Here is a 26,429-nt window from a genome sequence, read left to right on the forward strand (position 1 = left end):
AAAATGCCTCCCTTACGATTCTACAATTCTTCCACAATTATATTGTGGTTTGTATACACACAAATATCGCCTGCAATGTCTAAACTCGCTTTCGCAATTTGCTTCGCTGTTAAATGTTCACTTGCATATTGTTTTAAAGCACGACCTGCTGAAAGCGCATAATTTCCGCCAGATCCAATTGCTAAAATACCATCATCCGGTTCAATCACTTCTCCCGTACCTGAAACAAGGAGCATCGTTGTTTTATCCATGACAATGAGCATCGCTTCTAGCTGACGTAACATTTTGTCACCGCGCCATTGCTTCGCCATCTCAACGGCAGCACGCTGCAAATTTCCATTATACTCTTCTAATTTCCCTTCAAACATTTCAAAAAGAGTAAATGCATCAGCAACTGAACCTGCAAAACCAGCTAAAACTTTCCCTTGAAAAAGTTTACGAACCTTACGAGCTGTATGTTTCATTACAACAGCATTTCCCATTGTCACCTGGCCATCTCCAGCCATTGCACATTCTCCATTATGATGAACTGCAAATATCGTTGTAGCGTGGAAATTTCCCATAGAAAAAACTCCTTTATATGTTTTTATAGCTTTAAAAGCAATTTATGCCCGTGGGTGATGCTTCATGTAGACAGAACGCAATCTTTCTTTAGAGACATGCGTATAAATTTGTGTCGTAGACAAATTTTCATGACCGAGTAGCTCCTGTACAGTACGTAAATCTGCCCCTTCATCTAACATATGTGTAGCAAATGTATGCCTTAACATATGAGGACTTATACGCATTGTCAGTGAAGCTTTCTTAATGAGTTCATTTAATACATAGCGTACTCCTCGACTTGTCAGCGGCGTGCCTTTCGCATTTAAAAATACCATATGAGATTGTTCTTCAGTTTTCTTGGCTAACTGTTTTCTCCCGTTCTCTATATAAGTAATTAAAGCATCTTGTGCATAGCTCCCGAACGGAATATACCTTTGTTTTTTTCCTTTTCCCATTACTAAAATTGTTCCCACCGCAAAGTCAATATCGGTAAGTTGTAAATTGACACATTCACTCACACGGATCCCGGTCGCATACATCAACTCTAATAAAGCTTGATTCCTTTGACCTAACGGGGTTTCCGTATCAGAAACTTCAAATAATTCCTCTAATTCTTCAGCATATAAAAACTTTGGGATTGACAATTCTTTTTTGGGGAGTGACGCAAGTGCAAACGGATTATCCTTCCGATAACCTTCACGCATCAAAAAACGATATAAACTTCGTAAGCTTGATACTTTTCTTGCGACAGATTTACGGGCTAACTTTTCATCGTGCAACGTCGTTAAGTACAAACGAACATCCGCGTATGTAATATCTAAAAAAGAGGATATGCCTTCTCGCTCCATAAATTGCACAAAATGTTCTAAATCATTTTGATAACTTGCAATTGTATATTTTGAATAATTTCTTTCAATTTGTAAATATCCAACGAATAATTGTAACAATTTCTTCACATTCACACAATTCACCTCAATAAAGGCTACTAAATCGTATCACAACTTAGTAGCCTTTGCAAGAAATTTAACTAAATATTTACAAAATTTCGAATCGTTTCTAAAGCGCGTGTTGCATATGCTTCATTACGTTCTGCTTTCTTTTTAATTTTCTTCTCTAACGGTGCAAACAGACCGAAGTTTGCATTCATCGGTTGGAAGTTTTTTGCATTTGTCGCAGTAATATAATTCGCCATACTTCCCATCGCAGTTACTGGTGGTAATACAACCGGCTCTTCACCTTTTACAAGTCGAGCAGCGTTGATACCTGCTAGCAATCCTGAAGCCGCTGATTCAACATATCCCTCCACTCCAGTCATTTGACCAGCGAAGAATAAATCATCACGTTGTTTATATTGGTATGTTGGACGAAGCAAGTTAGGTGAATTAATAAACGTATTACGATGCATTACACCATAACGTACAATCTCTGCGTTTTCCAGTCCTGGAATCAACTGTAACACTTCTTTTTGCGGTCCCCATTTTAAATGCGTTTGGAAACCTACGATATTGTATAACGTTCCCGCTGCATCATCTTGGCGTAACTGAACAACAGCATATGGCGTTTTCCCTGTTTTCGGATCTTCTAATCCAACAGGTTTCATCGGTCCAAATACTAGTGTTTGTCTTCCTCTACTTGCCATAACTTCTACCGGCATACAACCTTCAAAGAAAATTTCTTTTTCAAATTCTTTTAAAGGTACTGTTTCAGCAGCGATTAAAGCCTCGTAAAAACGGTCAAATTCCTCTTCCGTCATTGGACAGTTTAAATATGCCGCTTCACCTTTATCGTAACGAGATTTTAAATACACTTTATTCATATCAATGCTGTCTTTCTCAACAATCGGTGCTGCTGCATCATAGAAATAAAAGTAGTCTTCACCCGTTAATTCTTTTAATTGCGCAGAAAGATCAGGCGACGTAAGTGGACCTGTCGCGATAACAGTAGGACCTTCTGGAATTTCAGTGATTTCTTCATTCACCACAGTTACGTTCGGATGATTTTTCACATATTCCGTTACTTTTGCCGCAAATTCATGACGATCTACCGCCAAAGCCCCTCCTGCTGGTACAGAACACTCATCAGCTGCACGAATAATAACAGAATCCATTAAACGCATTTCTTCTTTAATAACACCAACAGCATTTGTTAATGTGTTTGCGCGAAGCGAGTTACTACATACTAATTCTGCAAATTTATCTGTGTGATGAGCGGGCGTTTGCCTTACCGGTCTCATTTCGTATAATCTTACTTGGACACCACGTTTTGCAATTTGGTAAGCTGCTTCACTTCCTGCAAGACCTGCGCCAATGACGTTTACTACTTGTGTTGTCATATATTTATCACCTTTCCTTTTCTTCCCGAAAAAAATGTGAGCAGTTACGCTCACATTTGTTGTTCTTCTTCATAATCACACGAAATACATTGTACTTGTACGCCTTTTTTCAACTTCTTCTCTACTAGCATACCTTCACACTTCGGACATTTACGGCCAATCGGCTTATCCCAAGATACAAAGTCACACTCTGGATACGTACCGCACCCATAGAAAAGACGTTTCTTTTTATTACTACGACGTTCAATAATTTGACCTTTATCACATTTCGGACAAGTAACACCGATTTCTTTCACAATCGGTTTTGTATTACGACAATCTGGGAAATTCGAGCAAGCCATAAATTTCCCGTATTTACCCATTTTAAAGACCATTGGGTGATTACATAATTCACAATCTTCCCCAGCTGGTTCATCTTTAATTTCCACTTCACGCATTTCTTTTTCCGCTTTTTCTAAACGCGGTTCAAATCCTACGTAGAAATCATCAACAATTTTTACCCAATTCGCATTTCCTTCTTCTACTTCATCGAGGCTTTGCTCCATGTTAGCAGTAAATTCAATGTTAATAATTTCCGGGAAAAACTCTAAAATAAGTTCAATTACTATTTCACCTAGTTCAGTTGGAACGAAGCGTTTATTATCCAAACCTACATATCCACGTTTTTGAATCGTTTCAAGTGTCGGTACGTAAGTCGACGGTCTTCCAATTCCAAGCTCTTCAAGTGTTCTTACTAAACGAGCCTCTGTATAGCGCGGCGGAGGTTGTGTAAAGTGTTGCTTCGGTTCTAAATCCTTCGAAAATACGGTTTCCCCTACTTCTAAAGGTGGCAACATCTTATCCTTTTCTTCAGCCCCATCATCTTTCGACTCTACATACACCTTCATAAATCCTGGGAACTTTACAACCGATCCACTTGAACGGAACTGAACATTATTATTAATGAGTCTCGCTGTCACAGTATCCATTATAGCAGACGCCATTTGACTTGCAACAAATCGCTCCCAAATCAATTTATACAATCGAAGTTGGTCACGACTTAAGAAACTCTTTAGTTCCTCTGGCTTTCTCATTACCGAAGTAGGACGAATTGCCTCATGCGCATCTTGTGCGTTCGACTTCTTCGTTTCTTTCTTCTTTTCTGTTCCTATGTATTCCGTACCAAACGCCTCAGTAATGTACGTACGTGCCTCTGTTTGAGCTGTTTCTGAGATACGTGTTGAATCAGTTCTCATATACGTAATAAGACCTACAGTTCCTTGTTTTCCAAGATCAATTCCTTCATACAATTGCTGCGCAAGCATCATCGTTTTCTTTGCTCGCATGTTTAACTTACGCGCCGCCTCTTGTTGCAAGGAAGATGTTGTAAATGGTAATGCTGGATTACGTTTTCGCTCTTTTCTCGTTACATTTTCAACTGAGAACGCATTATCTTTCAGCCGTTCAATTATTTCATTCACTTGTGTTTCATTCGTTAATTGAACTTTTTCACCATCTACACCGTAAAAGCTTGCTTCAAATGTGTCTTTCCCTTTCACAAATTCTGTCTTAATTGTCCAGAATTCTTCAGGCTCGAAACTTTGTATTTCTCTTTCACGTTCGATAATTAAACGAACTGCTACAGATTGTACGCGTCCTGCACTTAATCCTTTTTTTACTTTCTTCCATAATAAAGGACTAATATTGTAACCAACAAGACGATCTAGTATACGTCTTGCTTGTTGTGCATCTACTAAATTCATGTTAATCGCGCGAGGATGTTTGAATGATTCTTTTATTGCATCTTTTGTAATCTCATTAAACACAACTCGGCAATCTGATTCAACGTCCACATTTAACGTATTGGCTAAATGCCAAGCAATAGCTTCCCCTTCGCGGTCTGGATCGGCCGCGAGATAGACTTTCTTTGCTTTTTTTGCTGCTGATTTTAAGTCTTTTAAGACGGGACCTTTACCACGAATGGTAATATACTTCGGGGTGAAGTTGTTCTTTACTTCTATCCCCATTTGGCTTTTAGGTAAATCGCGAACGTGTCCCATAGACGCGACAACTTTGTATTTTTTCCCTAAATATTTCTCAATGGTCTTCGCCTTAGAAGGCGACTCCACGATTACGAGGTAATCTGACATGCTAGTGCCTCCTTAAGAGGTGGATTCAAGTCTTCATTAATCTTATTGATTTCTCTTGTTTTTGTCAATCAAGAATGAATATACCATACAGTGCCTATCTACCATTTGTCAATAATTGTTTAATAAAAACATAAAAATATAAGGTTAATTTAAAATCTCTTCCAGTATATCTTCTGCATTTCTTACTAGTTTCGCTCCTTGTTGAATGAGATGATTTGTTCCTGATGCACTATCTATAAATATAGGTCCAGGCAGTGCAAATACCTCTCTATTTTGCTCTAGAGCAAGGTCTGCGGTAATAAGTGTTCCACTTCTCGATTTCGCTTCTACAACTAAAACACCTTTACTTATGCCACTAATAATTCGATTCCTTTTTGGAAAATACCATTTTTTCGGTGCATAGTGCGGAGGATACTCTGTTAATAACAATATATATTCATTCCACACTTCATATAAATATCGATTCTCTCTTGGATATATATACGATAATCCATGTCCTAGTATCGCAATTGTTGGGCAATGCCGTCTTACTGTAATTTCATGAGACATCGCATCTATCCCTCTTGCAAATCCACTGACAATAAGCCATTCTTTTTCTAATAATGGATGTAAAATAAATTTCAAACTTTCATATCCATATAAAGTCGGTTCTCTCGTTCCAACAACCGCTAATTTATTCACTTTATTGAGAAAATCTTTTTCTCCTTTTCCATATAATACAAAGGGAGGATCTTGTATTTCACGTAATAATTTTGGATAATCTTCATCCCATATTGTCATATAAAAGAATCGATTTTTCTCTAAATAAGATATATATTGTGGGAGATTTGAACTTTGAAGAAAATTTACTAATTCTGAAGATTTTTTCGAGGATATTCCAGTGTAACATTCAATTTGTTTTGCATTAAAATTGTATATTTCCTTCAATTCTGGATCGACATGTAATAGCCTCTCTATCGCCTTCCAATGGTCTGCTAACAAGTAATGAAGATGTAATAATCGTTCTCTTTTCATCCCAATTCTCCTTACCCATAATTTTTATTATGTTAACAAGAAGTTTGTAAAAAGACACCTTCAAGCAAGAAGGTGTCTTTCAACAGATTAGTAGTTTTTACAAGTCTCAAATAGACCTTTTTCTTTTAAGACAGAGATTAGCGTTTCACCCATAACTGCTGGAGTTTCCGCTACTTTAATACCACAAGCTTCCATCGTTTTAATCTTTTCTGCAGCAGTTCCTTTACCGCCAGAAATGATTGCACCAGCATGACCCATACGTTTGCCAGCAGGCGCTGTTTGGCCGCCAATGAAGCCTACAACAGGTTTTGTCATATTAGCTTTCACCCATTCAGCTGCCTCTTCTTCCGCTGTACCACCGATTTCACCAATCATAATTACAGCATGTGTTTCTTCATCTTCATTAAATGCTTTTAACGCATCAATAAAGTCTGTACCGTTAACAGGGTCTCCTCCGATACCTACAGCTGTAGATTGACCAATACCTTCTTGTGTTAACTGATGTACAGCCTCATATGTTAATGTACCAGAGCGAGATACGATACCTACATGACCTTTTTTATGAATGTACCCTGGCATAATACCAATTTTACATTCATCAGGTGTGATAACACCTGGGCAGTTCGGTCCAAGTAAACGTGTATGTTTACCAGCCATATATCTCTTTACATTTACCATATCTAATACAGGAATTCCTTCAGTAATACATACTACTAAATCAATTTCTGCATCAACTGCTTCCATAATTGCATCAGCCGCAAAAGCGGGTGGAACGTATACAACTGAAGCGTTTGCGCCTGTTGCTTTCACTGCATCTTCTACAGTATCAAATACTGGTACACCTTCAATATCAGTGCCACCTTTACCTGGCGTTACACCACCGACAATTTTCGTACCGTATTCTATCATTTGCTTTGTGTGGAATAACCCTTGAGAACCTGTAATACCTTGAACAATAACTTTTGTATCTTTATTAACTAATACGCTCATTTTTCTCCCCCGCTTTCTATTAGCCCACTAGTGAAACAATTTTTTGTGCACCGTCTGCCATAGATTCTGCTGCAACAATATTTAAGCCAGACTCATTTAAAATTTTCTTACCTAACTCTACGTTTGTACCTTCAAGACGTACAACTAAAGGCAATTCAAGACCTACTTGTTTCGTTGCTTCAATAACACCTTCTGCAATAACATCACACTTCATAATGCCACCAAAAATGTTAACGAAGATACCTTTTACATTTTTGTCAGAAAGGATAATTTTGAATGCTTCTGTAACCTTTTCAGCTGTCGCACCGCCACCAACATCTAAAAAGTTAGCTGGATCGCCATGGTAATGTTTAATGATATCCATAGTAGCCATCGCTAAACCTGCACCATTAACCATACAACCGATATTTCCATCTAAAGGAATGTAGTTTAAGTCATATTTAGAAGCTTCGATTTCTTTTGCATCTTCTTCATCAAGGTCACGAAGTTCTAAAATGTCTTTATGGCGATATAAAGCATTAGAATCAAAGTTTAATTTCGCATCTAATGCCATAACTTTACCATCACCTGTTGTAACAAGTGGGTTAATCTCTGCGATAGAGCAATCTTTTTCGATAAAAGCACGGTATAAGCCCATCATAAACTTCACAGCTTGTCCTACAAGCTCTTTTGGAATATTGATGTTAAATGCAATTCGGCGTGCTTGGAAGCCTTGTAAGCCTACTGCTGGATCAATATATTCTTTAAAGATTTTTTCAGGTGTTTTTTCTGCTACTTCTTCAATTTCTGTTCCGCCTTCTTCAGAAGCCATTAAAACAACTTGAGAAGTTGCACGGTCTAAAACAAGACCTACATAATATTCTTTTTTAATATCGCAACCTTCTTCGATAAGTAAGCGTTTTACTTCCTTACCTTCAGGACCTGTTTGATGTGTCACAAGTGTAGTTCCTAAAATGCTCTCTGCATATGTACGAACTTCATCTAAATTTTTTGCAACTTTTACTCCGCCAGCTTTGCCGCGTCCACCAGCGTGAATTTGTGCTTTCACTACACATACATCCGTTCCTAATTCTTTCGCCGCTTCTACAGCTTCTTCTACTGTAAATGCAACCTTCCCGTTCGGAACGCTAACCCCATAGCTTCTAAGGACTGCCTTACCTTGGTACTCATGGATATTCATGGTCCCATCCTCCCCTGTTTTCCTGTTTTACTCGAAAAGTTTTTTAATGTTTAAAAAACATTACATTGCCATTGTATAAGATGATTGGCACGCTGTCTACAATAAAGTGTCAGAAAACTGAAATCGCTTTATTCTTTTTGGAAAATAGTAATGTTTATATGTCAAAATACAAAATAAGCTGCGTTTTCGCAGCTTATTTTTGAATCATATCTTTAATTGGCGCAAACGATTTTCGATGTTCTTCTAATATGCCATGCGCTTCAATCGCTTCTAAATGTTGTTTTGTGCCATATCCCATATGTTGTTCAAATCCATATGCAGGATACTTTTCTCCAAGCTCTTTCATCATACGATCTCTCGTTACTTTCGCAATAATGGATGCAGCTGAAATAGAAATACTTTTTGCATCACCTTTAATAATAGATGTTTGCGGAATTGGTGTAGGGAGTTTCATCGCATCAATTAATAAATATTGTGGTGTACAAGATAAATTCGCAACAGCATCTAACATCGCTTGTTTCGTCGCTTGATAAATATTTATTTCATCAATAACTTGCGGTGATACAATTCCAACTCCAATTGCAATTGCTTGCGCTTTAATTTCATCATAAAAACGCTCACGTTTCGCTTCACTCAACTTTTTCGAGTCATTTAACCCCGGAATATAAAAATCCTTAGGAAGAACGACAGCTGCCGTCACAACAGGCCCAGCTAACGGTCCACGACCTACTTCATCTATACCTGCGATATATGTGAGACCTTTTTCACGTAACGCATTTTCATACTTAGACATTTCTAAAAATTTTTCTTTTTCCTTTTGCGCTAACTCTTTTTGTTTATACCACTTAGAAATGAGCTTTTGTACCCCTTTACGTTCATCTTTTATTAATATTTGAAAGCGGTCGTCCTCTTCACTCATAATTTCTTGTAGTAAATGTTCCGCCTCTTGAATCGTCACTTTTTGCATTCATGCCACTCCCTTTATATACAAAAAAGAAAAGACGTACAAACGCACGTCTTATACTTCTTCTACTTTTTCTGCATCTTCTGTATGCTCCGCAAACTCTTCTGGTGTTTCAAACGTCATTTTCCCAAGTTTGCCACCACGAAGCTCACGAAGTATAAGTTCAGATGTTTTATCATAATCAATCATTCCGCCGCCCATTAAACAGCCTCTATTTTTTCCAATCGCATCAAATAACTCCACGATGTCTTCTGGAATGTCATTTAAATTATAGCGCTCTTTTAATCGCTCTGGGTAATGTTTCTCCATAAAACGTAGCGCATAAACAGCTACGTCTTGTAGATTTAAAATAGAATCTTTAATTGCACCAGTCGTAGCTAGACGTAATCCAACTAATTGGTCCTCAAATTTAGGCCATAGTATACCTGGTGTATCAAGTAATTCCATTTCCTTCCCAACCTTAATCCATTGCTGAGCTGTTGTCACACCAGGACGATCCCCTGTTTTAGCAATATTTTTCTTCGCTAACTTATTAATCAACGTAGATTTACCAACATTCGGTATCCCTACAATTAATGCACGAATCGCTCTCGGTCTAATACCTTTTGCAACCATTTTATCAAATTTCTCTTTCACTAACACTTTACAAGCCGCCGCAATTTCCTTCATGCCTTGTCCAGCCTGTGCGTTAATTGAAATTGCCATATGGCCTTTTTCTTTAAAATATGCGATCCATTGCTTTGTTAAACGATCATCTGCCATATCCGCTTTATTTAAAACAACAAGCCTCGGTTTATGTGTAATAATCTCATCGATCATCGGATTTCGAGAAGATAAAGGTAATCGAGCATCTACAAGCTCAATTACAACATCAATTAACTTTAATTTTTCTGTTACTTGGCGTCTAGCCTTTGCCATATGTCCTGGGAACCATTGAATTACCATGTTGCCACCTTCTTTTTCTTTTATTTCACAATACGTGCATCTTTTAACGGCCAATATAGTATATTTGCCTTTCCAATCACTTGGTCCATTGAAATTGTACCAATCGAACGGCTATCTTTACTAAAACGACGATTATCGCCTAAAACAAATAATTGACCTTCTGGAACAGTTTTCTTCCCTGTCATTTCTTCAAGAGTGAAATCATATGTAAGCGGTCCGTCAGCAATTTGTTTTTTCTGCTTGTCTAAATACGGCTCCTCATAAGCCTTTCCGTTAACATATAGTTTATCATTACGATACTCTATTTCATCGCCTGGCAGGCCGATAATACGCTTAATATAATCTTTATCTTCCGTTGCTCGGAATACAATAATATCAAATCGTTTCGGATCTCCTATGTGATAACCAATTTTATTAACAATCATTCGATCGCGATCATGTAATGTAGACGCCATCGATACTCCATCTACGAGAATTGGCGCAAAGAAAAACTGTCTAATAACACCTGCTAATACAACAGCTATCAAAATTGCCTTGATCCATTCCCAAAGTGAACTCTTTTCTTTCTTCATGCTTTTCCCCTCCACGATTATGTAAGCTGATCGTATTATATCAAAATTTTATATAGATTGGAAAAAGGGAGCTTGTGCATTTACAAGCTCCCATACATGTCTTATCGAATTTCTTTAATACGTGCTTTTTTACCGCGAAGGTTACGTAAGTAGTATAACTTAGCACGACGTACTTTACCACGGCGAAGTACTTCGATTTTCGCGATTCTTGGCGTGTGAACTGGGAATGTACGCTCTACACCTACACCGTAAGAAATCTTACGAACTGTGAATGTTTCACTGATTCCGCCACCACGACGTTTAATTACAACACCTTCGAAAAGCTGAATTCTTTCACGAGTTCCCTCAACTACTTTTACGTGTACACGTAAAGTGTCTCCAGGACGGAATGAAGGAAGGTCAGTTTTTAATTGGCCTTTTGTAATTTCTGCGATTAATTGTTGCATATTAAATTCTCTCCTTTAAACAGATGCTCTTATAAAGTCTAAATAAATTACAGCGGAACATCGTTAATACGGCTACTGATTTCAGCAGCACAAGTGTTATAATAGCATATTGCTAAGGCTGTTGCAATAGAAAATATATCAAGCACTTATTTGCCTTCTTTAATCTGTTCTAGCCACTTCTTTTCTTGCTTAGACAATTCTCGTTCTTCCAATAAATCCGGTCTACGCGTGTACGTACGACGTAGTGATTCTTTATGTCGCCATTCATCAATATTTTTATGATTTCCTGACATTAATACATCCGGCACTTTCATACCACGAAAATCAGCTGGACGTGTATAATGAGGATGCTCTAATAAACCTGTACTAAACGAATCCTCGACTTGTGAAGCATGATTTCCTAGTACTCCTGGCAGTAGACGTACAACACTATCAGTAATGACCATAGAGGCTAACTCTCCACCCGTTAATACGTAGTCACCGATAGAAATCTCATCTGTTACGAGATGTTCACGAATTCGTTCGTCATATCCTTCATAATGCCCACATACAAAGATTAAATGTTCTTCCTCTGCAAGCTCTTCCGCTTTCTTCTGAGTAAACCTTTCACCTTGCGGACACATTAAGACAACTCGCGGCTTACGCTCTGTCTCTTTCGTTAAATCTTCTACAGCATCAAAAATAGGCTGAGGAGTTAATACCATCCCAGCGCCACCACCATACGGATAATCATCCACGCTATTATGCTTACTCGTTGTATAATCGCGGAAATTGACAACACGAAGCTCTACCGCTTCTTTTTCTTGTGCTTTCTTTAAAATTGAAGATCCAAACACACCTGTAAACATATCTGGAAACAAAGTTAAAATGTCAATTTTCATTATAGTAGCCCTTCCATTACATGAATGGTTACTAATTTATTCTCAATGTTAACTTGAAGCACAACATCATCAATATAAGGAATTAACAAATCTTGACCTTTTGGACGTTTAATTACCCAAACATCATTTGCACCAGGAGATAAAACTTCTTTTATTGTCCCTAGCGCTTCTCCTTCTTCCGTTACAACGTTGCAACCAATAATTTCATGATAGTAGTATTCACCTTCAGCTAGTTCGCCTAATTGATCTTCAGGCACTTTTAAAAGAGAACCTTTAAACTGTTCTACTTCATTTACATTCCCATATCCTTCAAATGTCAATAAATCAAATGTTTTATGTTGACGATGAGAAGTAATCTTTACTGGGAAAGGCTCTCCACCTTTTTCATTCGATATGTATAACGTATTCCCTACCTTATATCGCTCTTCTGGAAAATCAGTACGAGAAACCACACGAATTTCTCCTTTTACGCCATGAGTATTTACAATTTTCCCTACGTTAAACCATTTTGTCATAAACAGTATGTCACCCCTGGTTTCTATATAAATTAAGCATCCCCATTTCACATATGGAACATGCAATTTCTCTTTAAATGTTAAAAAAGGGAGAGGAAATAACTCCTCGCCCTTTTTACGTTTATTGAATTTCCAGTGTTACTTTTTCACTATTGTGATGTCCCACTGAATACAAGAGCATTCGAATTGCTTTCGCAACTTTCCCTTGTTTTCCAATGACTTTTCCAACATCCTCAGGATGTACAGTTAATCGATACTTTATCTCTCCGTTGTAAAGTTCCTGTGTAACTTTTACATCTTCAGGATAATCGACAAGAGGCTTGACAATCGTCTCGACCAACTTCTTCATAGTCATTGCCTCAATTACTTACCTTGTTTAGATAAGTGGAATTTCTCCATGATACCTTGGTTAGAGAATAAGTTACGAACTGTATCAGATGGTTTAGCACCATTTCCTAACCATTTTAATGCTGCTTCTTCGTTGATCTTAACTTCAGCTGGTTGAGCAACCGGATTGTAAGTACCGATTTCCTCAATGAAACGTCCGTCACGAGGAGAACGAGAATCTGCAACAACTACACGATAGAAAGGAGTTTTTTTAGCTCCCATACGTTTTAAACGAATTTTAACTGCCATTTATAAAGCACCTCCGAATTTATTTCACACAGATAATTATATTAGCAAAAAGACTATTGCTTTGTAAAGTATTTTTTCTTAACAGAGCCATCTTTTTTCCTTACATGAATGGAAACTTCAATCCACCTAGTCCTTTTTTCTTACCTTTTTGCATTCCAGTCATCGTTTTCATCATTTTTTTCATATCATCAAATTGCTTGATTAAACGATTGATTTCTTGTACCGTTGTACCGCTACCTTTGGCAATGCGTTTTTTGCGACTAGCATTGATTATTTCCGGTTGTTCTCGCTCTAATTTAGTCATAGAACGAATAATTGCCTCAATATGCCCAATTTGTTTTTCATCAACTTGTGCATTTTTCAGCCCTTTAATTTTATTTGCACCAGGAAGCATTCCTAACAATTCATCAAGCGGTCCAAGTTGACGCACTTGTCCAAGTTGTTCTAGGAAATCGTCAAGTGTAAACGAAAGCGTACGCATTTTTTGCTCAAGTTCTTTTGCTTTCTCTTCATCAACTGTAGCTTGCGCTTTTTCAATTAATGTTAAGACGTCTCCCATCCCTAAAATACGGGATGCCATACGTTCTGGATGGAACGCTTCAAGTGCATCTAGTTTTTCACCCATACCAGCAAATTTAATTGGCGTATTTGTAACAGCTTTAATAGACAATGCCGCACCACCGCGCGTATCACCATCCAGCTTCGTTAATACAACCCCTGTTAAACCTAGCTGTTCATGGAAACTTTGTGCAACATTAACCGCGTCTTGTCCTGTCATCGCATCGACAACAAGGAAAATTTCATCCGGTTTCGCAACTTCTTTCACTTTCGCTAATTCATCCATTAGTTCTTCATCAATATGCAGGCGACCTGCTGTATCAATTAAAACATAATCATGATGATCTTCTTTCGCTTTTGCAATCGCTTGTTTCGCAATTTCAACAGGACTTACTTGATCTCCTAAAGAGAATACAGGCATGTCCAATTGCTTCCCTAATGTTTCAAGCTGTTTAATCGCTGCAGGACGGTAAATATCCGCCGCAACAAGCATTGGTTTACGATTATGCTTTTTACGAAGCAAATTCGCAAGCTTACCTGTCGTCGTTGTTTTACCTGCACCTTGCAGACCAACCATCATAATAACAGTCGGTGGCTTATTAGCAACAGCAATTTTGCTTTGCTCTCCGCCCATAAGTTCTGTAAGTTCTTCCTGTACAACCTTAATTACTTGTTGTCCAGGTGTCAAACTTTTCATTACATCTTGTCCGACAGCACGTTCAGATACACGCTTTACAAAATCTTTTACTACTTTAAAGTTAACGTCCGCTTCTAAAAGAGCTAGACGAACTTCTCTCATCATTTCTTTCACATCGGCTTCAGAAACTTTTCCTTTGCCGCGGATTTTTTGCATCGTCTGTTGAAGTCGGTCGGCTAATCCTTCAAATGCCATATTGCCGCCCTCCTAATCTAATTTTTCGATAGCTTCAACAACTTGTTTCATTTCTTCATTCACATGCTCTTCTTCGCTGATTAGCTGTTTTAGCTTTGCAACAAGTCGCTGTCGCTCTTGAAACTTTTGAAGTAATACTAATTTTTCTTCATATTCTTCAAGCATCGCTTCAGTCCGTTTAATGTTATCATACACGGCTTGGCGACTTACATCAAATTCTTCCGCAATTTCACCAAGAGATAAATCATCTAGATAATAAAGCGACATATAACTTCTTTGTTTTTGCGTTAACAACGATTGATAAAAATCAAATAAATAGTTCATTCTCGTTGTTTTTTCGAGCATGTTGGATCATCCTTTGTTAAGTGATTTCCCTTTACATGAATTAGTTTACATGGAGTACAAAAGAGTGTCAAGTTTTTTTCTTAACATCTCATATTTTTATAGAAAAAGAAGCGGAAAATACCGCTTCTTTCACTTATACTTCTTCTGTTTCTACTAAGTTCGCAAATAAACCATATACATATTGTTCTGGATCGAACTGTTGCAGATCATCCATTTGCTCTCCTAATCCAACGAATTTCACCGGTACATCCATTTCGTTACGAATTGCTAATACAATACCACCTTTAGCAGTTCCATCTAACTTCGTTAAAACAATACCAGTCACATTCGTTGCTTCACGGAATGTTTTCGCTTGACTTAAACCGTTTTGTCCTGTTGTTGCATCAATAACAAGTAATACTTCATGAGGAGCTCCTGGTACTTCACGCTCAATTACACGCTTTACCTTCTCTAACTCTTTCATTAAGTTTACTTTATTTTGTAAACGTCCTGCTGTATCACATAGTAATACATCTACTTTACGTGCTTTTGCAGCTTGTACAGCGTCATACATAACCGCTGCTGGATCAGACCCTGATCCTTGTTTAATCACTTCTACCCCAACGCGATCGCCCCATACTTCTAATTGTTCAATCGCTCCAGCACGAAATGTATCTCCTGCTGCTAATAAGACAGACTTACCTTCTGATTTAAACTTATGAGCCATCTTACCAATTGTTGTCGTTTTACCTACACCATTCACACCAACAAATAAAACAACTGTCAAGCCATCCTTTTGCTCATTAATTTCATTAGTAAAATCACTGTCACCTTTATAAATCTCTATTAATTTTTCCGAAATAACAGCTTGTACTTCTTTTGGATCTTGAATATTACGACGTTGCACTTCTTCTTTCAGCTGGTCGATTAATTCCATCACTGTCGAAACGCCAACATCTGCACCGATTAAAATTTCTTCTAATTCTTCGAAGAAATCTTCATCTACTTTACGGTAACGAAAGACTAAATCATTTACTTTATCTGCAAACGAATTTCTCGTTTTTTCTAACCCTTGTTTAAACTTCTCTGTTACCGTATCTGTTTGTTTTGAAATTTTTTCTTTTAGTTTTTTAAAAAAGCTCATACTGTCCCATCCTTTCTATTTGCTTGCAACTAGTTCTTCTCCATCATCTAAACGAACCGAAACAAGTTTAGATACCCCTGACTCTTGCATTGTTACACCGTACAATACGTCAGACTCTTCCATTGTACCTTTTCTATGTGTAATTACAATAAACTGTGTCTCATCACTAAATTTCTTTAAATACTGAGCAAAACGGGCAACGTTTGCCTCATCAAGAGCAGCCTCTACCTCATCTAATACACAGAATGGGACTGGGCGCACTTTTAAAATACCAAATAGCAGCGCAATTGCCGTTAAAGCACGCTCTCCACCTGAAAGTAAACCTAAGTTTTGCAGTTTCTTCCCTGGCGGTTGCGCTACGATATCAATACCCGTATTTAATAAGTCCTCTGGATTCGTCATAACTAAATCCGCTCTACCGCCTCCAAATAATTCAGAGAACACCGATTGAAACTCCATTCGAATTCCTTCAAACGTAGTAGAAAAGCGTTTTTTCATTTCTTCATCCATTTCAGTAATAAGTTGGTGCAATGTCGTTTTTGCTTCTTCTAGATCATCTTTTTGCTCTAGTAAGAATGTATGACGCTCTGCCACACGCTCATACTCATCAATTGCTCCTAAGTTTACTGTACCTAGCTCTTCGATGGAGAGTTTAATTAGTTTCACCTTTTTACGTGCATCCTCAGCAGGCATCACCATTGTATACTTCAGTTTTGCCGCTTCAAATGAAATCGTATATGTTTCACGTAAATGTTGTAATCTATTTTCTAACTCTACATCAAGTCGGTTTATTTTTACCTCTTGATCTTTCAACATCTCAAGAATGTATTTATGTTTACCTGTTGTTTCTTTCAGGTTACGCTCTAACTGTTCTACTCTCTCTTGTAACGATACACGTTGTTCACGACGAGAGCGAATTAACTCTGAAGTTTGATTACGATCATATGCTTTCTTCTCAATCATATTCGTAATTTGTTCTTCACCACTTGAATTCGATGTCATTTCTTGTTTTAAGAATGCTAAATCCTCTTTCGTTTTGACAAGCGTTGCATCGGTTTCTTCTTTTTCCTTCGTCAATCGTTCTACTTTTTCTTTTTGATTAGATAAGCGTTGTTGCTTTTCAGCTGCTAACACTTTTAACTCAGTCATTTCTTTTTGAACTTTTTCTTTCGAAGAATGTTGCTCACTTTTTTGTTTTGTTAAAGCTGTGATTTTGCTATCTAATTCCGTAATCTCTGCCTGAAGAGTCGCTAAAATCTTTTCTAACTCTTCTTTACGGCCTTGCATTTTCACTTGGTCTTGCAAGAACCCTTCAATCTCTAAATCGTAAATAGATAAACGATCATTAATACGATGTTCTTCTAATTCTAAGCGACTAATTTCTTCTCTTAATTTCTGTTCATCTACACGCTCTGCTTCTACACTTTGCCTTAGTTCGCGTATTTGCACTTCTTTTTCTTGAATCTCTTGTTTTACTGCTTTAACAAAGTTTTCTAACTTCGTTGTTTTTTCTTCCATATCAGTTAACTTACTCGTCCACTCTTCTAGTTCACGTTGACGTCCTAATAAAGATGATTTCGCCTGTTTTACCGCTCCACCCGTCATAGAACCGCCAGGGTTTACTACATCACCTTCGATTGTTACAATGCGATAACGGTATTGCAATTGTTTCGCCAACTCATTCGCTCCGCGTAAATCTTTTGCAACAATAACAGTACCTAATAAATTTGAAACTACATTTTCATATTTATTGTTATATTGCACGAGTTCTGCTGCCACACCTACAAACGATGGGTGCTGATTTACAATACGTAATTGCTCAAATGATAACGATCTACCTTTAATAACAGCTTGCGGTAAAAACGTTGCTCGTCCATGTTTATTTTGTTTTAAAAACGCAATTGCATTACGAGCATGTTCTTCTTTTTGTACAACTATATGCTGCATCGCTGCACCTAGAGCAATTTCCATTGCAATTTCATATTCTTTTGGTACCGTTAGCAGTTCTGCAACAGCACCCTCAATACCTTGCAACCTATTTTCTCTAGCTTTTAATACTTCACGTACCCCTTGATAGAAACCAGAGTAGTCCTCTTGCATCTCTTCTAGCATTTCTTTTCGAGAACGTGCCTGTTGTACAAATTGATATGCTTGATACAGTTTTGTTTCGTTTTCACTATACTGCGCCTTGCATTTCCCAAGTGCCGCTTCTGTCTTTTGTATATTCGAAAGGATTCCAGCTACTTTTTCTTTTACTTGTTCATAACTTTCCACAAGTTTTGTCTTTTTCGCTGTAATTTCCATACGCATTTCTACATATTTCGCATTTTCTTCATCAAGGCGTTCATTTTTTGAGTTTTGTTGTTTAGATTGTTCTTCAATCATAGATAACTCATTACGATGACTAGCTTGTTGATTTAAAAGTTCAATATAGTCACCTTTTAAATTCTCAATTTGCTCTTCTAAATTGTCAGCAAACGTTGCAAGTAATTGCTCATTATCATGCAATTTCGTCTCCAACTCTTTTACATGATTTACAAATTGCATCAATACTTCTGTACTCGATTCAATTTCACCATCATAACTTGTAGCTTTCTCTGTTAATTCAACAATTAACTGTTCGAGTTGTGCACAATGCGTCGTTGCATTTTGCTTTCTCTCTTTTAATAGCTCACGCTGTCCTTCTAACTTTTCTAGCTCTTTACTAGAAAGTAAAAGTACTTCTTGCAGGGAATCTACAGACTCATCTACTGCTTGTAATTGGCCTCGTAATTCCTCTAGCTCTTCTTCACCTTTTTGTAAATGCGTTGACATTTTCGCTTCTTCGTTTTTATTATGCCCAAACTGATTTCGAAGTGCTTCCCATTTCTCATGTAATTCTTCAATTTCATGTACAATAAGCGCCGCTTCTACTTTCTCTAATTCTTCTTTTTTCTCGAGATAATCCTTTGCAATAGAAGCTTGTCTTTCTAAAGGTTCTACTTGACTACTTAATTCGTGAATTATATCTTGTACACGATTTAAGTTTTCTTGTGTGTCTGCTAATTTACCTTCAGCTTTCTTTTTACGAAGTTTGTATTTCAGCACTCCCGCCGCTTCTTCAAATACACCACGACGTTCTTCTGATTTACTGCTTAAAATTTCTTCAACTTTCCCCTGGCTAATAATCGAAAAAGCTTCTCTTCCCATACCAGAGTCCATAAATAAATCGATAATATCTTTCAACCTGCATGATTGTTTATTAATATAAAAATCACTATCACCAGAACGAGATACACGACGCGTTACACACACCTCGTTATATTCAATCGGTAAACGTTGATCTTCATTATTTAAAGTTAATGTTACTTCAGCAACATTAACCGCTCTTCTCGTATCACTACCTGCAAAAATAATATCTTCCATCTTTGCACCACGTAATGATTTTGCCGATTGTTCACCAAGTACCCAACGAATGGCATCAGTAATATTACTTTTCCCGCTTCCATTAGGTCCTACTACAGACGTTACACCTGGGACAAAATCGACAGATACACGCTCAGCAAAAGACTTAAATCCTGCTATTTCTAATCTTTTTAAAAACACGAAAGGCCTTCCTCCTATTCTCCGTTGCTATAAATGTTGTTTATACAAAAACAAACGATTATACGGATTTCATTTCCTTACATTTATAAACGAAAGGAAAGTTTCATTCTATGCACAAGGAATCCCCCTCATTCAAAGGGGGATTCCTTATAGTTGTTCTTTTAACTTTTTCAACGCTTCTGCAGCAGCTTGTTGCTCTGCTTCTTTTTTCGACTTGCCACTACCAAGACCTAAGGCCACGTTATTTAACGTAACACGTGACACAAATTCTCGATTGTGAGCCGGTCCTTTTTCTTGTAAAATTTGATACTCAATATTGCCACTACCATCACGCTGAATCAACTCTTGTAATTGACTCTTATAATCCATCACATGAGAAAAAGCACCTTCATTAATTTTAGGGTATACAATTTCTTTTAAGAAGCCCCATACTGTTTCTAACCCTTGATCAAGATAAAGGGCACCAATAAACGCTTCAAAGACATCCGCTAATAAAGCTGGTCGTTCACGTCCGCCTGTCATTTCCTCACCTTTTCCTAATAAAACTAGGCTACCAAATGACAACTCGTTTGCAAAACGAACAAGAGATGGTTCACATACAATAGCTGCACGTAGTTTTGTTAACTCTCCTTCGCTCATTGTCGGATATTTTTGAAACAGATACTGCGATACAGTAAGTTCCAATACTGCATCTCCAAGGAATTCGAGACGCTCATTGTCTTCATGCGGTTTTTTTCGATGCTCATTCACATACGATGAATGCGTAAATGCTTGAATCAATAATTTTTCATCTGTAAACGTAATACCTATTTTTTCTTGAAATACTTTAAACGCTTCACGATATTTTGTTTCGTATTTTTTTTCTCTATATTTACGGTACGGCATAGGTCCCTCCAGATATAAGCCGAGAAGCCCCGCTAAAAAACGGGACTTCATTCAAGCATTATAGATGACTCTCTATGTAAGTCACAGCATCGCCAACAGTAGCAATCTTTTCAGCATCTTCATCAGAAATTTCCATTTCGAATTCGTCTTCTAATTGCATTACAAGTTCTACTACATCTAGGGAGTCTGCTCCTAAATCTTCCTTGAAGCTTGCAGCTGGTACTACTTCTGTTTCTTCTACTCCTAAACGATCAACGATAATTTTTGTTACACGCTCTAAAACATCTGCCATTCCATTCACCTCCCCTCAAATATTATATTAAATATTGTCCAAAAAAACTAGCTGAAATCGATTCTTTTATTACATTACCATACCGCCATCAACATTTAACGTTTGACCTGTAATATATTTGCTTTGATCAGAAGCAAAAAACGTTACAGCATTTGCGATATCTTGCGCTTCACCAAACTGAGCTGCAGGAATTAATTTTAACATTTCAGCTTTTATATTTTCATCTAATACGTCTGTCATATCTGTCGCAATAAATCCAGGAGCAATTGCATTTACAGTAATATTGCGGCTTGCTAACTCTTTTGCTGATGTTTTTGTTAATCCGATTACACCTGCTTTAGCAGCAACATAGTTTGCTTGTCCTGGGTTTCCCGTTACTCCGACAACAGAAGCGATATTTACAATACGTCCATGACGTTGACGCATCATATATCGAGATACTGCCTTTGTACATAAGAATACACCTTTTAGGTTTGTATTAATAACTGTATCCCATTCTTCTTCTTTCATACGCATTAATAAATTATCTTTTGTTACACCTGCATTATTTACAAGAATATCAACTTGTCCAAATACATCTACAGTTTGTTTCACCATATTTGTAACGTCTTCAGCATTTGCAACATCTGCTCTTACTGCAATTGCATCCGAACCTAATTTCTTTATTTCATCAACTACTTCATTTGCCTTTTGCTCGTTACCAGCATAATTTACTACAACATTTGCCCCTTGTTTTGCTAAATCAATCGCAATTGCACGACCAATTCCACGTGAAGCACCCGTTACTAATGCTACTTTCCCTTTTAACATCAACTTTCTCCTCTCAAATTCGAAATGGTATCTTGTAATGTCTCTTCATCGTATATCGCGTATGCTTTCACTGATGAATCAATTGACTTCATAAGTCCAGCAAGTACTTTCCCAGGTCCAATCTCAATAAATGTATCTACCCCTTGACTCACCATATATTCAATGGATGGATACCATAAGACAGGCGAATAGAGCTGCTCGATTAGCTTTTCTTGAATATGTGCACCACTTGTAATAACGTCTGCTGTTACATTTGCGATTACCGGAATATTCGTATCTTGAATTGTAATTTCATTTAAGACACTTTGGAATTTCTCCGCCGCTGGCTTCATAAGCGCAGAGTGGAATGGTCCACTTACTTTAAGCGGAATTGCTCTCTTTGCACCATTTTCTTTCGCTCTTTGAGAAGCAATCTCGACTCCTTGCTTTGTTCCAGAAATCACAATTTGCTTCGTACTATTCATATTAGCAATTTGTACTGCATATCCTTCACTTGTTACTTCTTCTGTAACTTGTTTCAGCATATGTGGATCAGCACCTAATATAGCCGCCATTGCACCTTCTCCGCCAGGAACAGCTTCTTCCATATATTCCCCACGTTTCCTTACAGCATATACTGCATCCTCAAAAGTTAATGCACCCGCTGCTACAAGAGCGCTATACTCACCTAAACTATGCCCTGCGACAAAGTCTGGTGTAATATCATACTCTTTTAAAGCTGTCAAAATAGCAAAACTCGTTGTTAATAAAGCAGGTTGCGCATTTGTTGTTAACGTAAGCTTTTCCTGCGGCCCTTCAAAAATCACTTCTGAAAGTGAGTCTTGCAACACTTCATCTGCTTTTGCAAATACATTTGCAACCTCTTTATTATTCTCTGCTAACTGTTTACCCATTCCAACTGCCTGTGAACCTTGGCCCGGAAAAAGAAATGCTAGTTTTCCCATTTCAAATCCTCCTCTTATTGGAGTGGCTCTTTCTCCATTACGCTTGAAATAGTAGGAATAACTTCTTTCGCTACCATTTCTCTCGTTTGACGAATTGCACTAAATATCGATTGGTCATTGGAAGAACCGTGAGCCTTAATGACAGGAGCCTTCAATCCAAATAATGCCGCTCCTCCATACTCCGAATAATCCATTTTATCTTTTAATACCATAAGTTTTGGCTTTAATACCGCTGCTGCTAATTTGCTCGTAAACGAACTCATTAACTGTTCTTTTAACATAGAGAATAATGCAAGTGCTGTTCCTTCTAATGATTTCAGTGCTACATTCCCTGTAAAACCATCACATACAACAACATCTGCTACACCTTGCAATAAATCTCTTGATTCAACGTTCCCAACGAAATTAATTGGGGCATCTTTAAGCATTGCAAAGACTTGTTTTGAAAGCTCGTTACCTTTACCATCTTCTGTTCCAACGTTTAAAAGTCCAACGCGAGGATTTTTAATTCCTCTTACTTTCTCAGCATATACAGATCCCATTACTGCATATTGATATAAATGAATCGGTTTTGCATCAACGTTCGCTCCAACATCTAACATAACAAAACCTTCTCCATCAACAGTTGGCATTGTAGGGGATAAAGCTGGTCGCTCAATTCCTTCCATACGACCTACAACAAACAATCCAGCCGCCATTAAAGCTCCTGTACTACCAGCTGATATACAAGCATCCGCTACACCGTCTTTCACTTGCTGCGCCGCAAGTACCATTGAAGCTTGTTTTTTTCGACGAACCGCTCTTACTGGTTCATCTGTCGATTCAATTTTTTCGTCTGTATGAAGTATAGTAATTCGTTCTTCACTCGTTAAGTATTGACGAATTTCCTCTTCTTTCCCCACTAACGTAATATGTAAATCAGAATATTCCTTAATAGCTTTCATTGCTCCTAGTACGACAGCCTTTGGAGCATGATCGCCGCCCATTGCATCTATTGCGATTTTCATAAGTTGTTACCTTCCTCACTATAATTACTAGATCGATACATTTCAAAAGTGCCTGTAAAAACAAGTTCTTCTCCAACAAAGCTACGCACTTTGACAACCGTCCGCCCTTTATCATTCTCTACATCTTCCACGCGCGCTTTTGCAACAACACGCTCTCCTAATTTTACAGGACGAATGTATCGAATGGTAGACTTTGCAGTTAAAGCTAATTCTTCATCAATAACCGCAACAGCTAGTGAGTTTGCTTGTGCAAACAAATGATGCCCACGGGCAATTTGATTTCTTTTAAATACGTGTTCTACCTTCACTTCAAAAATAGAAATCGCATGTCTATCTAATTCTATATCAATAATTTCTCCGACAACCTCTTCTAACGGTAAAGATTTCACATCTTCTTCATGTTGCTTTGTAGCTACATGTTTAATTCTTTCTCTTAATTCAGGAATAGATAATTCCATACGATCAAGACGTACAGTTTGTATACTCACTTGAAATTTTTCTGCTAAATCTTCATCCGTAATAAAAGGATTCGTTTCTATCGTTTGTTGTAATAATTCTTGTCTTTCTTTTTTACTTCTTCTTTTTTTCATACCGCACCATCCATTTTTATGACTAGGTACTAACAGTAGTATATAATCATTAAAAGTAGAATGCAACAAAAACTTTTGTTGCCTCCCTTTAATCGAGCTTCTCTCCCTGGAACACACCTGTCCCGTCAAGATACGTACGCAACGACGCATATTGATCATTATGCCAAAACGCTTCTGAATCTACTAGTAACGCAGCATCTTGTCTAGCTGTTTCTAGCGCCCGATAATCATGTACCATATCAGCAACCTTGAATTCTGGTAAACCACTTTGCTTACTCCCAAAGAAATCTCCAGGACCTCGTAATTCTAAATCTTTTTCTGACAATACAAATCCATCATTCGTTTCGGTCATAATACGCATTCGTTCTTTTCCCGTTTCCGATTTTGGATCCGCGATTAATAAACAATACGATTGTTCACTACCACGCCCAACACGTCCTCTTAGCTGATGAAGCTGTGATAAACCGAAACGCTCTGCATCATAAATAACCATTACAGTCGCATTCGGTACGTTTACACCCACCTCAACAACTGTTGTCGACACAAGAATTTGCACTTTATTTTCACTAAATTGCCCCATTATCTCTTCTTTTTCTTGAGATGATAATCTTCCATGCATTAATCCGACTTGACATTTCCCCTGATAATGATGAGTCAGCATACTATGTAAGTCGATTGCATTTTGTACATCAAGTTTCTCAGATTCTTCAATTAGAGGACAAATAACATATGCTTGTCTTCCTTTTTTTATCTCTTTCTCTACAAAACCGAGAACACGATCTAACATGTCATGTTTTGCCCAGTATGTTTCAATTACCTTTCTACCAGCTGGCATCTCATCGATTATAGAAACATCCATCTCTCCAAATGCAGTAATTGCTAACGTACGTGGAATTGGTGTTGCTGTCATAAATAATACATCTGGACTTTCACCTTTCTCACGTAAAACTCGGCGCTGCGCTACACCAAATCGATGTTGTTCATCAGTAATCACGAGACCTAACCTATGAAAAATAACTTCATCTTGAATTAAAGCATGTGTTCCAACAAGGATATCTATTTCTCCTTGTTCTAATTTTGCCAAAATCTCTCGGCGTCTCACACCTTTAACTGAACTTGTTAACAATTCAACCTTCATACCAAAGTGCGAGAACGTCTCTGCGAGCGATTGATAATGTTGTTCTGCTAAAATTTCTGTTGGAACCATTAAAGCACCTTGATAATGCGCTAATTTCGCTGCATAAAGACCAATTGCAGCGACCACCGTTTTACCAGAACCTACATCACCTTGCAACAGACGATTCATTCGATAAGGAGATGTCATATCTTTCATAATTTCATCTACAACTCGGCGTTGCGCACCAGTTAATGGAAACGGAAGTGCATCGATAAACTCTTGCAATTCTTCTGAAGGAATTTCTTTTTTCGTCCCTTTCGAATTTTCCCTCTCCATTTTCCGTAACGTTTGCATTTTCAACTGAAATAAGAAAAACTCTTCATATACAAACCGGCGACGCGCTTGCTTCAAGTCTTCCTGCCCCGATGGAAAATGCAAAGCCCGAAGCGCTTCATAACGTGGCAGTAATTTATACCGACTTAGCAATCCATCTGGTAACACTTCAACTATAGAGTCTCCATACTCCTTTAACGCTTGTGCAATAAAACGGCGCATCTGTTTTACTGTAAGTTTCCCTTTCACTGAGTACACAGGCTCCACTTCTTGTTGACGTACAACCGGTCCAAAATGAAGTTCTGATACCGCAATCGTTTGACGATGCTGGTCCCATTTTCCAGTAATCGTTACCGTTTCATCTAAATTTAACTTCTGCTTATAGTACGGCCTATTAAAACATACAGCTGTAATTAAATAACGACCTACGAGGACACGAACCGTAAGACGCGACTTCTTCTTCCCGTAATATTGCAGTAAAGGAGCACTATGAACTTTTCCCTCAACTGTTACACGTTCATCATGCTTTACTTCTGCAAGATCTTTCATCGCATAGTCTTCATAACGGTACGGAAAATGTTCTAATAGATGAGAAACTGTATAAATTCCCATCTCGTGTAGTAATTCAGATGTTTCTCCTCCGATTCCCTTTACATCCGTAACAGGAACTTGTACAACTTCATTCAAGATTCTCACGCTCCGTCACATTATTTTTTGATTCATTATCCATTAACATGATTGACATCTGTAATCGCTCTCTTTCACCCTATATATTCTATCATAGGCATTCTAAGAGAAACT

General features: G+C 37.7%; 26 protein-coding genes. All 26 read right to left on the reverse strand.

The features are described from left to right. Positions 1-20 precede the first annotated feature (20 nt). The 26 genes from hslV to recG all read right to left on the reverse strand — a co-directional run bounded on the left by hslV (position 21) and on the right by recG (position 26,315). Positions 21-563 (reverse strand): ATP-dependent protease proteolytic subunit HslV, encoded by a 543-nt coding sequence (gene hslV / locus MR147_RS15365; protein ID WP_000526271.1) that lies wholly within the window; start codon positions 561-563, stop codon positions 21-23. Positions 564-605: 42 nt separating this feature from the next. Beyond that, the gene (gene xerC / locus MR147_RS15370) at positions 606-1,505 is read right to left on the reverse strand and encodes a tyrosine recombinase XerC (protein WP_001101228.1); all 900 of its coding nucleotides are present in this window, start codon (positions 1,503-1,505) and stop codon (positions 606-608) included. A gap of 65 nt (positions 1,506-1,570) precedes the next feature. After that, positions 1,571-2,875, reverse strand: coding sequence for an FADH(2)-oxidizing methylenetetrahydrofolate--tRNA-(uracil(54)-C(5))-methyltransferase TrmFO (gene trmFO, locus MR147_RS15375; protein WP_002028254.1), 1,305 nt, complete (start codon positions 2,873-2,875; stop codon positions 1,571-1,573). A 50-nt stretch (positions 2,876-2,925) separates the two neighbouring features. Further along, a complete protein-coding gene (gene topA / locus MR147_RS15380; protein WP_001286973.1) occupies positions 2,926-5,004 on the reverse strand; it encodes a type I DNA topoisomerase in 2,079 nt (692 codons plus the stop codon). 144 nt (positions 5,005-5,148) lie between these two features. Continuing rightward, positions 5,149-6,018, reverse strand: coding sequence for a DNA-processing protein DprA (gene dprA, locus MR147_RS15385; RefSeq protein WP_061131599.1), 870 nt, complete (start codon positions 6,016-6,018; stop codon positions 5,149-5,151). Between the two features lie 87 nt (positions 6,019-6,105). Continuing rightward, complete coding sequence (sucD, locus tag MR147_RS15390; RefSeq protein ID WP_000115178.1) at positions 6,106-7,008, reverse strand: succinate--CoA ligase subunit alpha; 903 nt, start codon at positions 7,006-7,008, stop codon at positions 6,106-6,108. A 19-nt stretch (positions 7,009-7,027) separates the two neighbouring features. Further along, on the reverse strand, positions 7,028-8,188 hold the full coding sequence (sucC, locus tag MR147_RS15395; RefSeq protein ID WP_001020785.1) for an ADP-forming succinate--CoA ligase subunit beta: 1,161 nt from the start codon (positions 8,186-8,188) through the stop codon (positions 7,028-7,030). A 193-nt stretch (positions 8,189-8,381) separates the two neighbouring features. Further along, complete coding sequence (gene rnhB / locus MR147_RS15400; protein WP_046198499.1) at positions 8,382-9,155, reverse strand: ribonuclease HII; 774 nt, start codon at positions 9,153-9,155, stop codon at positions 8,382-8,384. Between the two features lie 51 nt (positions 9,156-9,206). Beyond that, positions 9,207-10,097, reverse strand: coding sequence for a ribosome biogenesis GTPase YlqF (gene ylqF / locus MR147_RS15405; RefSeq protein ID WP_074606250.1), 891 nt, complete (start codon positions 10,095-10,097; stop codon positions 9,207-9,209). 20 nt (positions 10,098-10,117) lie between these two features. Beyond that, positions 10,118-10,669: a signal peptidase I gene (gene lepB / locus MR147_RS15410; protein WP_000711857.1), complete on the reverse strand. Its 552-nt coding sequence runs from the start codon at positions 10,667-10,669 to the stop codon at positions 10,118-10,120. A 101-nt stretch (positions 10,670-10,770) separates the two neighbouring features. Further along, positions 10,771-11,115 (reverse strand): 50S ribosomal protein L19, encoded by a 345-nt coding sequence (gene rplS / locus MR147_RS15415; protein WP_001186516.1) that lies wholly within the window; start codon positions 11,113-11,115, stop codon positions 10,771-10,773. 146 nt (positions 11,116-11,261) lie between these two features. Then, complete coding sequence (gene trmD / locus MR147_RS15420) at positions 11,262-11,996, reverse strand: tRNA (guanosine(37)-N1)-methyltransferase TrmD (RefSeq protein ID WP_000686892.1); 735 nt, start codon at positions 11,994-11,996, stop codon at positions 11,262-11,264. Then, entirely contained in the window at positions 11,996-12,511 is a 516-nt protein-coding gene (rimM, locus tag MR147_RS15425) for a ribosome maturation factor RimM (protein WP_000170268.1), read from the reverse strand. Before rimM ends, trmD begins: the two co-directional genes overlap by 1 nt. A 121-nt stretch (positions 12,512-12,632) precedes the next feature. Then, on the reverse strand, positions 12,633-12,860 hold the full coding sequence (locus tag MR147_RS15430) for a KH domain-containing protein (RefSeq protein WP_000737403.1): 228 nt from the start codon (positions 12,858-12,860) through the stop codon (positions 12,633-12,635). Between the two features lie 14 nt (positions 12,861-12,874). Then, positions 12,875-13,147: a 30S ribosomal protein S16 gene (rpsP, locus tag MR147_RS15435; protein ID WP_000268750.1), complete on the reverse strand. Its 273-nt coding sequence runs from the start codon at positions 13,145-13,147 to the stop codon at positions 12,875-12,877. 100 nt (positions 13,148-13,247) lie between these two features. Then, on the reverse strand, positions 13,248-14,597 hold the full coding sequence (ffh, locus tag MR147_RS15440; protein WP_000863461.1) for a signal recognition particle protein: 1,350 nt from the start codon (positions 14,595-14,597) through the stop codon (positions 13,248-13,250). 12 nt (positions 14,598-14,609) lie between these two features. Then, complete coding sequence (locus tag MR147_RS15445) at positions 14,610-14,942, reverse strand: putative DNA-binding protein (RefSeq protein ID WP_000891062.1); 333 nt, start codon at positions 14,940-14,942, stop codon at positions 14,610-14,612. A 133-nt stretch (positions 14,943-15,075) separates the two neighbouring features. After that, the gene (gene ftsY, locus MR147_RS15450) at positions 15,076-16,065 is read right to left on the reverse strand and encodes a signal recognition particle-docking protein FtsY (RefSeq protein ID WP_000007646.1); all 990 of its coding nucleotides are present in this window, start codon (positions 16,063-16,065) and stop codon (positions 15,076-15,078) included. A 15-nt stretch (positions 16,066-16,080) separates the two neighbouring features. Then, positions 16,081-19,650 (reverse strand): chromosome segregation protein SMC, encoded by a 3,570-nt coding sequence (gene smc / locus MR147_RS15455; RefSeq protein WP_000479000.1) that lies wholly within the window; start codon positions 19,648-19,650, stop codon positions 16,081-16,083. A 147-nt stretch (positions 19,651-19,797) separates the two neighbouring features. Next, positions 19,798-20,535 (reverse strand): ribonuclease III, encoded by a 738-nt coding sequence (gene rncS, locus MR147_RS15460; RefSeq protein WP_001146876.1) that lies wholly within the window; start codon positions 20,533-20,535, stop codon positions 19,798-19,800. A 58-nt stretch (positions 20,536-20,593) separates the two neighbouring features. Next, positions 20,594-20,827, reverse strand: a complete 234-nt coding sequence (acpP, locus tag MR147_RS15465; RefSeq protein WP_000786062.1) for an acyl carrier protein — start codon at positions 20,825-20,827, stop codon at positions 20,594-20,596. Positions 20,828-20,896: 69 nt separating this feature from the next. Further along, positions 20,897-21,637 carry a 3-oxoacyl-[acyl-carrier-protein] reductase gene (gene fabG / locus MR147_RS15470; RefSeq protein ID WP_000911784.1) on the reverse strand — a complete coding sequence of 247 codons (741 nt, stop codon included), beginning with the start codon at positions 21,635-21,637 and terminating at the stop codon, positions 20,897-20,899. After that, on the reverse strand, positions 21,637-22,581 hold the full coding sequence (fabD, locus tag MR147_RS15475; RefSeq protein WP_061183964.1) for an ACP S-malonyltransferase: 945 nt from the start codon (positions 22,579-22,581) through the stop codon (positions 21,637-21,639). The genes fabG and fabD overlap by 1 nt, the downstream gene beginning before the upstream one ends. A 14-nt stretch (positions 22,582-22,595) precedes the next feature. Next, positions 22,596-23,588, reverse strand: a complete 993-nt coding sequence (gene plsX / locus MR147_RS15480) for a phosphate acyltransferase PlsX (RefSeq protein ID WP_000684108.1) — start codon at positions 23,586-23,588, stop codon at positions 22,596-22,598. Continuing rightward, positions 23,585-24,178, reverse strand: coding sequence for a transcription factor FapR (fapR, locus tag MR147_RS15485; RefSeq protein WP_000747352.1), 594 nt, complete (start codon positions 24,176-24,178; stop codon positions 23,585-23,587). Before fapR ends, plsX begins: the two co-directional genes overlap by 4 nt. Before the next feature lie 88 nt (positions 24,179-24,266). Then, on the reverse strand, positions 24,267-26,315 hold the full coding sequence (recG, locus tag MR147_RS15490) for an ATP-dependent DNA helicase RecG (protein WP_001006880.1): 2,049 nt from the start codon (positions 26,313-26,315) through the stop codon (positions 24,267-24,269). Between the last annotated feature and the right edge of the window lie 114 nt (positions 26,316-26,429).

Source organism: Bacillus cereus group sp. BfR-BA-01350 (assembly GCF_022663775.1).
In the GTDB taxonomy this organism is placed as follows: Bacteria; Bacillota; Bacilli; order Bacillales; family Bacillaceae_G; genus Bacillus_A; species Bacillus_A paranthracis.